The following is an 11,911-nucleotide window of genomic DNA, read 5'->3' as shown; positions in this document are numbered from 1 at the left end:
GCAAAAAGGACTAATATTTTCATTAGTCCTTTTTCACATTTATATAAAATTGAATTTCTCCATCTATAGAGGAAACTCCATATTCAAAACCATGCCTTTCTAAAATACTTTTCACTATCGCTAGTCCTAATCCTGTACCTGATTTTTCTTTACTACGAGAAGATTCTAGTACGTAAAAAGGCTCCCAGATTTTCTCGATATCCTTAATTTTATCCGTAGGAATGCCATTTTTTATTTGGAAATATATACTTTTATTTCTATCTTCTAATGTAATTATTATGTTTTGATTTGCTGTATATTTTATCGCATTAGAAATTAAATTTTGAAACACCATTCTCATTTTATTTAAATCTGCATAAACGATTGTATTGCCCGCATTACAATTTACTTGCAAGTTAATTTCTTTCGAATCCAGTTCAATCTGATGCTTATCTAATATACTCTGAACCAGTGGTTCAATGGGGAATTCTTCTTTTTGTAAAATATCTCTTTCTAGTTTAGAAAATCGTAATAGTTCTTCAATTAAGTTTGATATTTGATCTGTTTGTTTAATAATTGTATCTACATAAGTCCCATCATCTAATCCATCTTTAATCCCCATAGAGTATGCTTTTACTAATGCGATCGGTGTCTTTAATTCATGCGTTACATCACCCATAAATCGTTTTAAATGTTCATTACGATCAGTTAAGTCTTGATGTGCTTCATGTAGTTTTTCACTCATGATATTAATACTATTGGCCAACTCTCCTATTTCATCATTCGTTTTCACTTTCGTTCTTTTAAACTGCAAATGTGAAATATCCTGAGCCACATCACTTAACTCTTTCAGTGGTGTCGTTATTATTTTTGAAAGTATCCACACAAGTAAAATAATAAGAAGGAGCGAGAAACATAGGATATATAAGTAAAATGTATTTAACGTATTTATAATTTCATTTGAATTCGCAATGGAAGTCCCAATTAAAATTATCGTATCATCTTTCGCAATATATTTAGCAAAAAAACTCGCTTTTACCTTTCCTTGATCGTACAGTTTATTCGATTGCCCTTCCGTCTTCACTTTCATAACTTCGTCTTTCGTAATCCAAAGCTTATTTAACGTTACTTTCTTTTTCGTAAGTTGCATGCGTAACGCGTCGTTCATAGCATCTTCTGACTGATTAATTGGCGTATACACAATTGTAACGTTATTTTCACTTTCAATTGTATGAATAACATCTTCTAAATCATTGACTGGCGCATTTTGTATTTGAGTTGTAAATTCATTTAAGTTTTCACGTGTTTTATAAATATTATATTTCGGCAGGAGAAAGTTAATTAATAATAAAGAAATTGTAAATATAAGAATAACGGTTAAAGAAATGCTGAGAAATAGCTTTTTCCCAAGTTTATTCACTTTGTTCCTCCAAACTATAACCCAGCCCACGATGCGTCTTAATAATATTTTCTCCAATTTTTTTACGCAGCCTTCTTACATGTGTATCAACCGTTCTCTCTTCTCCAAAATAGTCAAATCCCCATACAATGTCTAACAATTTTTTACGAGTTAAAATAGTTCCTTTATGATTTAAAAAGCATTTTATTAATTCGAGCTCTGTTTTTGTAATTTCTAACTCTATATCATTTTTATATACTTTATTTTTGGCAAAATTTATCTTTACATCTTGTACTTGAATAATATCATCATGCTGAATAAGTTTTTTCGCTCGCGTAATTAGTACTCCTGGATGAAATGGTTTTTTTACGTACTCATCTGCCCCACTTTGAAGCGCTGCTAATTCATCTTCACTTTCACTTTTCGCCGTAAGCATTAATACTTTTACGCTTGAATTCTTTTTTATTTCCTGACAGACAGTAATACCACTATGTTTCGGCATCATCCAATCCAAAATAGCTAAATCAATTTTTTCATCATAAAATATTTGAAGTGCTTCCTCTCCGTCTTTCGCTAATAATACTTCAAAGCCTTCTTTTTCAAAATAAGCTTTTAAAATCCTTAACATATCTTGTTCGTCATCTGCAATTAAAACTTTCATATTTTTTCCTCCATTGCTTTTAAACAAAAACCAATTGTATCATACAACATCCTTGTTACATGAATGTGACAGAAAAATATTTAAAGCTTTTGAGGGGATAGTAATGGTGAGGTGTTGTACTATGATAAAAAAAATCGGGGTCATTTCTCTTCTTCTATTTCTATTATCAACAAATGCGTTCGCAAATACAAATCAACAAATTGAAGTATTTGATTGTCAAAAAGAAATGGTCATTCAAAAACAATCTTTAGATCCAGTAATCCAAAAAGAAGCAGTTCAATACGCTAAAGCAATAACTGGTCCATTTAAAAACTTAAATGTCGTTCCAAAAGATGGCTATATGATAAAAATCCCTTTATCTAAGCCAGTTTCTATTACTAATCAATGGTTACACACTACAATAGACGAAGTACTTATACTGCTCCCACTAAATGAAAAGCCTTATATTATGCTTTATGATGATGAAAATAATCCGCATTTTTATTATGTAAAAGGTAAACCAAGATTATTATTGAAACAAATGAACGTTAAAACGTAATTGACTGAAAAGGAGTCACCTTATAAGCTAAATTTTAAAAGCTAAGGTGCTCTTTTTTATAATAACAATTTAGTAAATGAAATTATAAAAGTTGGTTTTTAATATAAGGATCGCAACTTCATATATCAGCGATTTTTAAGATATATCGATTTACCAACAAAAAACCTGTTCGTAGCTATTCTTTGGATAGCAATTTCTATAATAGTTTGTAGTGACTCGATCCCTTATATAATCCCCCTTTTACAAATCCATTCGCAGTATAAAACACATCCCCTTGCTTCGTGTCAGTATGTAAAACAATCACTTCAAAATACTTTTCCGCATGACATAATAGTTGGTTTAATAATAAGTTCCCTAACCCTAAACGCCGATAATCCCTTGAAATATAAAATCTCCTTAACCGCCCAATCTTATTGTCTTTTGTGTACGGATCCTCATTTAAACCTCCAACTCCAATTAACATATCACCTTGAAAAATACCATATAAACATTCTCCAGTTTTATTGAATACATTTACTTTGTTTTTATATTCATTTATTAGTCTTATAAGGAAATTAAACCCTTCTTCTTCACTGTCTTGAACGAGATGACTGAATTCATATTCCATTAAATTTTCTATTTGTTGAATATGTATATCTTTCAAGTCCATTCCCCCTAAGTACGAAAATACATAAAAATGCTCGAGAATCATTTATTCTGAGCATTTTTATGGTTGTTACTTTATTTAATTCATAGTATGCATATACTTCACTTCATATGTAAATCGATAATACAGTTAATTAATTTTATTATGAAAATATAAGAGCCTTGCTACAATCTAGTATGTGGTAAGGCTCTTTAAAGTTGTGTAATTCTTATTGAACTAAAGCACCTGTTTACTTAAATGAATACATATACATTTATAATGTCTCTCAAATATAATATCAGTTTATAAATTCACCATTCTTCTCTAGCAGGTATAAGTTAAATTATAATTTGTTAATTGATATGCTTGTGTAACCACTGTTCAAATATTTTTAACTGTTCTTCAGTATGAAGGTAATGTTCACCCGTCTCCATAACTTCTAATTCACAACAATGTTTTTTTGTAAAATAGTTAATAGTTTCAAATTCGCACAGTTCATCCTTAGCTCCGTACATAATATATGTATCTGTATTCCATGTACTAATAGGATGCTCTTTTACATAGCATAAATAATCCCAATATAACTTTTGACCAATAGGTGTCTCTATAGTCATTTCTTTTTGTAAAAGCTCCGGTGTTACATTAAACCATTTCATCATATTTTCTATAATTCGTTCCATATTAACTACTGGTGATAAAAATAATGCCTTTTCTATCACATCATTTTGAAAAGCTAAAAGGCTAAAATATGCTCCCATACTACATGCAAACACGTTTATTTCTTTCCAATGTTCTTTTGCGTAGTTCATAATTATAGATAATTCATTAACACAAAACTGTACTTTACAAGGAGTGTTATCATTCTTTCTTTCTCCATGCTCAGGTAAATCAAAGCTTAATACTTGATAACCTTTTCGATCGGCTTCTTCAGCTAATATTTGAATAACTGCATCTTCCTTATTTGACATATTTCCATGTACTGCAATAAAAATTTTTTCACTCTTATCTCCCCACAAAACCGCAGGAATATTACTAATTTTAAAATTATTTTTAAGCATATTCCCCTCCATAAAATAAGACATATAGGACTCGAAAAAAATGCACACACTTTATTTATCTCTGTACAGCAGGCAGTATCCGCTTTAAATCTATTAAATCATCTATTACTATATCAGCCTGAGCAAGTTCATCTTCTTGCGCAAAATCAAAATTGCATCCAATTGCCAGTAAACCGTTGTCTTTCGCTGCATTTATATCAGATAGCCGGTCACCAACTACGGCTGCCTCTTTTATATCATATTTGTTCATAATACTTTTAACTAAGTCACCTTTATTTAGCGATTGTATTTGTTCGATACTAAACGTTTCAGTCACCCACTTGTCTAAAGCATAATAAGTTACGATTGCTCGTAAATATCCTTTCAAACCATTACTAGCAATGTAAATTGAACAATTATTTTCTTTTATATATGTAAATATTTCTTTTACATTTGGATATAAAGCGCCTTTTCCGCTTTTTATGTTTTCAATTAGTCTATCTAAAAAATATGCATCTGTTTGTTCTCTTATTTCAATAGAATGTTCCGGTAATAAAGCTTCCCAAACTTTCGGTAGCGGCACACCCATAATTTCACGGTATTTTTCAATCGGTGTTACCGTATCCCATAATTGAAGTGATCTTAAGTGATCAAAAGTATCATCTAACGATAATTCTAAAATTTTATCTGTTTGAAATAATGTTCCATCCATATCAAAAATTAATGCTTGTAACATTCTTATCTCTCCTTTTGGACTATAGTTTTACCAGATATATTTTTAAGAATCTCAATAATAATTTCCGAGCAATAATTTGCAGCAGTTTTCGCGAAATCATCATAAGAAACTTGAGCTTCATCATCTGCACTGTCAGAAATACATCGTATAACAAGAAACGGTATATCATTTATGTAGGCAACATGTCCAATTGCTGCACCTTCCATTTCTGTACAATGAGGTGCGTATTCGTCTATTAATTTTGCCTTTAACTTTGAATCTTCAACAAAACATTCACCACTTACAATTCTTCCTTCGTGAGCTTGAATATTTGAACTATTACTGTTACATGCTTTACGTGCTAACTCTATCAATTCCTTACTTGCAATAAACTCCTCTTGAAACGGGAATAATTTTTTCATTTGATTTTTACTTACATCATGATGGGTAACATTAGTTGAAATAACTACATCACCAACTTTTACATCTGGATGTAATCCACCAGCAACGCCCGTATTGATGATAGAGTCTACATTAAATTTATGAATTAATGTTTGCGCACATGCAGCTGCATTTACTTTCCCTACACCAGAACGTGCAATAATTACTTCTGTTCCCATGAATTCTCCAATATAAAATGGCATTCCCGCTATTGTCTGTTCTTCTTGTATTACTAGCTTTTCTAAAAGTAAATCTATTTCAATTTGCATTGCTCCGATAATGCCGATTCTGTTCATGTATGTAGTCCCCTTTATTAATTAATCCCTTTAATCCTCTCTGACATAACCGACAATAAAAATTTCGGAAGTACAAGTTGTCTCTTTAATCTTTTCGGCTGTGAGAGTAACCTATACAGCCATTCAGTTCCAGTATCCCTCATTATTTTCGGTGCTCTTTTTACAGTACCAGATATTATATCAATCATTCCTCCGATACCAATAGATAGCGGAACGTTTAATGTTTGTATGTTTTCATAAATGAACTCTTCTTGTTTTGGTGAACCTAGTCCTACAAGTAATAAATGCGGCTTGAATTGCTTAATTTTCATTTTTATTTCTTCTATTTCTTCACCATTTACAAAGCCATGCTGTCCTTTAAACTGTGCTCCTGGGAACTGCTCATTTAATTTTTCTATTTCCTTTTTATTACTTTCTGGCACAGCTCCAAAAAGAAAGACACGATATTCATTGTCGTTACAATATTTTATTAAATCGTGAGTTAAATCCGCCCCAGTAACACGTTCTTTCAAAGTTCCTTTTAATATTTTCGAGCCAATTATGACACCAATCCCATCCGCTGTTATTAAATCCGCAGATAGTAACATCTTTTTAAACTCCTTTGATTTTTCCGTATTTTCCTTTGCAGACATAACAATTTCAGGATTTGCAGTTACTACAAACCTTGGTTTCTCTTGTTGTTCATGTAGCCAACCTTTTAATAAACTTATAGCTTTTGCATATTCTAAAGTTGAAAAAGGTATATCTTTTATAAATTGCTGATCCACTGTACTCTCCCCTTACATAAGCTGCAAATATTCATCAATGTCTTTAGAAATTTGAATAAAAGCTTTATTCCAAAATTCATAATTTCTTATATCTATTTCAAAATGTTTTTTCATAAGCTCCTCTACTGGAGCCTTTCCTGTTTCTCGTAAGAACTCTTTATATTTCAAATGAAAAGTACTTTTACCTTCTTGAGCTATTTCTAATAAGCTAAAACTTACTAAATATCCAAACGTGTATGGATAATTGTAAAAAGGAACATCTGCTATATAAAATTGAATATATTTCATCCATACAAACGGCTGGTATTCACTTAAAGCATTTCCATAAGCTTCTTTTTGTGCAATTATAGATAATTTCTCAATTTCATCAGCACTTAAAGGACCCTCTTTACATTTTTCATAAAATGTTTTTTCAAACTGATACGATGCTCGTATTGCCATTACATAATTAAAACTATTTCTTATTTTCCAGCTAAGTAATGACTTTTTCGTATCTTTACTATCCGTTGTTTCAATTAGATAATTTAAGAGTACCGTTTCAAAGAAAATAGATGCTGATTCAGCCGTACTCATTGGCAAATAATCATCTAAAAAAGATGTAGATTGTTCAAAACTCATATTATAAAAATGCCAAGCATGTCCTAATTCATGAGCGAGCACTCTTACACTATTTATACTCCCATCATAACGAATGGAAATTCGCGATTCTTTCTCACTGAAAAATGGAGCACAAAACCCGCCTGGTGGTTTATTCTCTCTCGGTTCAGCATCTACCCAACCACTTTCTATCGCATTACGTGCAAATTCTGCTAATTCTTCATCAATATTCTTCCATGCATCATAAACGTTTTGTATTGCTACTGAAAAAGGAATCATGACCTCATTACTTTCCTTTACCGTCATAAGTGCATGCCATGTAATTGAAGCTTTCCCTTTCTTATACACGTTTAAAGCACTTACTAATTTATCAAGGTTTTCTTCTGTCGCATTCCACATTTGGAATAATACAGTTTCTGAAATGCCATTCGCATGAAAAGATTGTGTTAAAATCTCTCTATCTTCTATTTCATTACTCTTTGCATTACGCAATCTCCCTACTTGATTTAATACAGTAGCAAAGATTTCTTTTTCCTTATGTAAAGCACATGTTAATGACTCGAATACTTCTAATCTTTCCTTTTCATTATCACTATTCATTGCAATAGTATTTGCTTGTCCAAAGGATAATAGTTTATTATTGTGCTCTATTTCTATCCTATCCCGTAATTGTATGTACATATTTTCCCACGCATTAAGTTCATCTTTTATTAACTTAGTATTATCTGAAGTTTCCACTTCATTATGTTTTATTACTTGCTGTAATTCACTTTTTAGTTCCTTCACTTTCACGGTCAATTTAGTAAGGTCAGATGGAACACTTTCTTCAACCGATCGACAGTACAAATAGTATTCTGCTTTTTCAATAACTTGTATAAGCTTTGAAAGAATCTCTACATCTTTTGTTACAAAATATTGCTCTTTCAACTCCAAAATCGGAAATAGAATATCCTCATTCAAATACAAGCGATTTAAATCCCATCTAGCACTTTCTTGCATTTTTATAGCCGCCTCCTATTTTTACAAATAGTTACAGATATTTCTCCCCACACAATTATATATGAAATGGCAAAATTTTGATATCTTCAAATATTTAAATTCCTATAAATATATTCTTATTTATACTCTTTTCTTCTACCATTAAGTATCATTACACATATAAAAAATACTTCCTCTACAAGATTGCATTTGATATAGGAAAACTTCAAAGATTTTATCTTCATCAATACCATATCGACCGATTATCACAGATTAAAAAATAAAAAAGGATTGATCAAAAGATCAATCCTTTACTCTACTTCATTTAAGAAAAATAACGTTATAACGCCAGGTCCTGTATGTGCACCGATTGCTGCACCAATTGTATTTACGATAAATACTTCACAGCCAAATCTTTCCGTAATTAATGATTTTAATGCTTCCGCTGTTTCTAAATCGTCACCGTGAGTCATACCGATTGTTTGACCTTTAAGGTCTTTACCACGTTCTTCCATAATATCAACAATACGGCTTAATACTTTCTTTTTCCCTCGTACCTTTTCAAGTGGTACAAGTTTTCCTTCTTCCACGTTTAAGATCGGTTTAATGTTTAGTAAACCACCGATAAATCCTGCGACTTTGCTTAAACGTCCACCTCTCACTAAGTACTGTAAGTCAGCTACAGTGAAGATATGTTCCATATGGCTCATTAGAAAATCAACACGCTTTAAAATATCTTCTTTTGATGCGCCGTCTTTTGCCATTTTAGCAGCTTCTAAAACGACAAGACCTTGACCAAGCGAAGCACATTTCGTATCAATAATTTCTAAATCTAAGTTAGCATATGTTTCTTTTACTTCCTCTTTAATGACAACTGATGATTGATATGTACCAGACAGTTCAGATGAAAAAGCTAAATATATACAAGGATTACCTTCTTTTGCATAAGAAACAAATTTTTCTTGGAACGTTTCAAGTGAAGGCAATGACGTTCTATAAACAGCGCCTTCTCTCATTTTTTGCAATAATGTAACTGACTCTAATGTTACTCCATCTAAATACTCTGTTTCTGCTTCATCATATACACGGAGTGGAATTAAATCAATATCATATGCTTGCAGCAATTCTACTGGTAAATCCGCCGCACTATCCGTAATGATTTTAACACCCATTTTTAAACCTCTATTCTGTTATAAATATAAAATAATAAAATAAAAATAGTACTTTTAAATTATATACGTAAAACTTAAATGAAGAAAGGAAAACACTTTATATTGTATGCACTATTCTTCAAAACTTGAACTATTAATGAAAATGATTCTATTTTAAACACCTTTTTCTTATTATTTTTCTAAAACACGAATAATTTTATAAGTATTTTGTATCATTATATTTTAATTCTTTATCTTAATATAATCTTTTCAAATTCATACTGTTTAAAATGTAAAAGCCAAATCCAATAAAGGAAATGGCTTTTACATTTTCATAAAATAACCAAACTTTATTTTCCATCAAATTGTTTGTTTACATTCATACTTTGGTGATGTTGAATATTAGTCCAGTTATGATAAATATTTATAGCCTGTACTATAATTAAAACAGTGAATATTCACCTGTAAGAATCACTAGATAAAAACAAGTTAAACATTTTATAAAATATTTAATTTTACTAGTAAAGCTAATAAAATTTGGAGAAGAATTTGAACATTTACTGCTATGTCTGTATCCGTAGTCGTAACTGTAACATTTCTAGAATTTCTAATAACAGTTTCTTGTTTATTAATTTGTTTAATAGATGATTTTTGAAACAATTCTTGTGCTACACGGTCAGCTTTTTCACTATCTGCTATAGAAATACTTATTATAACCACGATAGCTGCTTGTAATGCTGCTTGAATAGATAAAGCAGCTTTTGTATCTGTAGTAGTAACTTCTACATCTGCGGAATCTACAATTGTAATAGATTCTTCAGAAATTTGATACGTTTTACTTTCTTGCGCAGCTGCTTCTGAAACGCTAGCATTTTTAAAAGATGGATGAGGATTTGAGGAATCTAATGCACTCCACTTTTTATTTTCATCTGAATGACATGTTTTGTCCATGTGTTCACCCCCTTTCAATCTAAATAATTATTAACTTGTGATTGTATTTCAGAAACAATACTTTTAATTTGCTGCTTTTTTTCTGGTGATAAATTTTTTAGTTTTTCTTCATTTATCCCATGCCTATTAAAAATATCTGAGAGTAAAAGGTCTATAATTATATTCTTTTGATCCTTATCAAACTTAAAGGAAGAAAATTTATTTAAATCATCCATTTACAATATTCACTCCAATCAATTTTCTATAAAAATTTTAAATATCTACGAGCATTATATGTAATGAAATAAAAATTGCTTGGACAAGTAACTTAATCTTCTATTTTCACTTCTTTTTGCTAATAAAATCAAAAGCTGACTTCTAATAAGAAGACAGCTTTCCTTCACTTCACATAAATATAAGTTTCATTACTGTTAAATCATGTATTTTATCTTTATTTGTAGTTTTCCACACTTGCTTTACCATTAATCTTGAATATTAATTCAGTCATAATAAAAAGTCCAAGCTTGTACCACGTATTACAACAAAAAACATTTACTTAGAGTGAAAACTTATAGCTAAATATCAATAGGATAGACACTTTATAAAATGTTTAGTTTAACTAATAAAGCTAATAAAATTTGAAGAAGAATTTGAATATTCACTGCAATATCTGTATCAGTAGTTGTTACGGTTACGTTTCTAGAATTTTTAATAAATGTTTTTTGTCTATTAATTTGTTTAATAGCTGATTTTTGAAATAATTCTTGTGTTATTTTATCTGCCTTTTCACTATCTGCTATAGAAATACTTACTACAACTACGATAGCTGCTTGTAATGCCGCTTGGATAGATAGCGCAGCTTTTGTATCTGTAGTAGTAACTTGTACATCTGCTGAATCAACTATTTCAATATATTCCTCAGAAATTTGATCGATTTCATCTGTTTGTATAGCTTCCTCTAAAAAATTTGCATTTTTACTAAACGAATAATCATTTAATGATTCGCAATCTTCTTTTTTTGGCTCACAATCCTCTTTTTTTAGCTCACAATCCTCTTTTTTTGGCTCACAATCCTCTTTTTTTGGCTCACAATCCTCTTTTTTTGGCTCAGGAACTCGTTTTTTCGGCTCAAACTCCCGGTTTAATGGATCCCGATTTTTCTTTCGTCTACAAACTTCACATTCACACATAAAATCACCCCTTTTAGTCTTAAAAATTAGCAATATTAAAATATTGACTAACTAATAGCATTTTATGTATTTTTTTAAAATTTGTTTGGACAAGTAACTTAATCTTCTACTTCTTTTTCTAATAAAAAAAGCTGCCTTCTAATAAGAAGACAACTTTCTTTGTGACTACTCTAGAATAGATTTCATACAATATAATTGTTCCTTCCTTATAACCTGAGTTCGTCACTTTAGTTATAAAAATGTGGGTATATCCTATACCTTTTTAGGGACCATCCATAATTTATTTCATAAAAAGTGCTTTGTTTTACTGAAAGGTGGTTGCGGAAACAACCGCCTTTTTATTCGGAACAAAATAAAACTTTTATATAAAAGACCCATACTTAAATACACTAAACTTCATATAATATATTGCATCCTTTCTTTTTAGAATAAGTAGTCGTTTACTGAAGGGCACTTTTCGAAGTGCTCTTATCTTTAATCCCCCTCTTTTTCAGGAAGAGTTTTTTTACTAAACCCTAATATGATTTGTATCACTAAGGCTAGGGATTACGACATTTCCTTAATAACTTCAATGAATATAGTAGCTACTAATTAAAATACCCCTATG

General features: G+C 30.6%; 13 protein-coding genes. 1 reads left to right on the top strand and 12 read right to left on the bottom strand.

Annotated elements, in window-relative coordinates:
• Positions 1–22 precede the first annotated feature (22 nt).
• On the bottom strand, positions 23–1,399 hold the full coding sequence (locus DN401_RS00490) for a sensor histidine kinase (protein WP_001037260.1): 1,377 nt from the start codon (positions 1,397–1,399) through the stop codon (positions 23–25).
• Positions 1,392–2,039 carry a response regulator transcription factor gene (locus DN401_RS00485; RefSeq protein WP_000865979.1) on the bottom strand — a complete coding sequence of 216 codons (648 nt, stop codon included), beginning with the start codon at positions 2,037–2,039 and terminating at the stop codon, positions 1,392–1,394. The genes DN401_RS00490 and DN401_RS00485 overlap by 8 nt, the downstream gene beginning before the upstream one ends.
• Before the next feature lie 121 nt (positions 2,040–2,160).
• Between DN401_RS00485 and DN401_RS00480 the strand changes: the two genes are divergently transcribed.
• Positions 2,161–2,577, top strand: a complete 417-nt coding sequence (locus tag DN401_RS00480; protein WP_078421243.1) for a hypothetical protein — start codon at positions 2,161–2,163, stop codon at positions 2,575–2,577.
• A gap of 196 nt (positions 2,578–2,773) precedes the next feature.
• Here the strand turns inward: DN401_RS00480 and DN401_RS00475 are convergent, their stop codons facing one another.
• The 10 genes from DN401_RS00475 to DN401_RS00430 form a co-directional block, all read right to left on the bottom strand.
• Positions 2,774–3,268 carry a GNAT family N-acetyltransferase gene (locus DN401_RS00475; protein ID WP_121868280.1) on the bottom strand — a complete coding sequence of 165 codons (495 nt, stop codon included), beginning with the start codon at positions 3,266–3,268 and terminating at the stop codon, positions 2,774–2,776.
• A 287-nt stretch (positions 3,269–3,555) separates the two neighbouring features.
• A complete protein-coding gene (locus tag DN401_RS00470) occupies positions 3,556–4,260 on the bottom strand; it encodes an alpha/beta hydrolase (protein WP_000916862.1) in 705 nt (234 codons plus the stop codon).
• A 55-nt stretch (positions 4,261–4,315) separates the two neighbouring features.
• A complete protein-coding gene (locus tag DN401_RS00465; protein WP_078187705.1) occupies positions 4,316–4,975 on the bottom strand; it encodes an HAD hydrolase-like protein in 660 nt (219 codons plus the stop codon).
• A gap of 2 nt (positions 4,976–4,977) precedes the next feature.
• Positions 4,978–5,691 (bottom strand): 5'-methylthioadenosine/adenosylhomocysteine nucleosidase, encoded by a 714-nt coding sequence (locus tag DN401_RS00460; protein WP_001079719.1) that lies wholly within the window; start codon positions 5,689–5,691, stop codon positions 4,978–4,980.
• A 17-nt stretch (positions 5,692–5,708) separates the two neighbouring features.
• A complete protein-coding gene (locus DN401_RS00455) occupies positions 5,709–6,458 on the bottom strand; it encodes a WecB/TagA/CpsF family glycosyltransferase (protein ID WP_149287432.1) in 750 nt (249 codons plus the stop codon).
• 12 nt (positions 6,459–6,470) lie between these two features.
• Positions 6,471–8,054 (bottom strand): M3 family metallopeptidase, encoded by a 1,584-nt coding sequence (locus DN401_RS00450; RefSeq protein ID WP_001158173.1) that lies wholly within the window; start codon positions 8,052–8,054, stop codon positions 6,471–6,473.
• Positions 8,055–8,344: 290 nt separating this feature from the next.
• A complete protein-coding gene (locus DN401_RS00445) occupies positions 8,345–9,205 on the bottom strand; it encodes a DegV family protein (RefSeq protein ID WP_000538278.1) in 861 nt (286 codons plus the stop codon).
• Positions 9,206–9,682: 477 nt separating this feature from the next.
• Positions 9,683–10,135, bottom strand: a complete 453-nt coding sequence (locus DN401_RS00440; RefSeq protein WP_000361676.1) for a spore coat protein — start codon at positions 10,133–10,135, stop codon at positions 9,683–9,685.
• 14 nt (positions 10,136–10,149) lie between these two features.
• Positions 10,150–10,350 carry a spore coat protein W gene (locus DN401_RS00435; RefSeq protein WP_000342253.1) on the bottom strand — a complete coding sequence of 67 codons (201 nt, stop codon included), beginning with the start codon at positions 10,348–10,350 and terminating at the stop codon, positions 10,150–10,152.
• Positions 10,351–10,713: 363 nt separating this feature from the next.
• Positions 10,714–11,304 (bottom strand): spore coat protein, encoded by a 591-nt coding sequence (locus tag DN401_RS00430; protein ID WP_000333032.1) that lies wholly within the window; start codon positions 11,302–11,304, stop codon positions 10,714–10,716.
• Positions 11,305–11,911: the final 607 nt, after the last annotated feature.

Source organism: Bacillus sp. BF2-3 (assembly GCF_008368795.1).
In the GTDB taxonomy this organism is placed as follows: domain Bacteria; phylum Bacillota; class Bacilli; order Bacillales; family Bacillaceae_G; genus Bacillus_A; species Bacillus_A cereus.
Note: the sequence above shows the minus strand (reverse complement) of the source record. Positions and strands in the feature narration are given on the sequence as shown.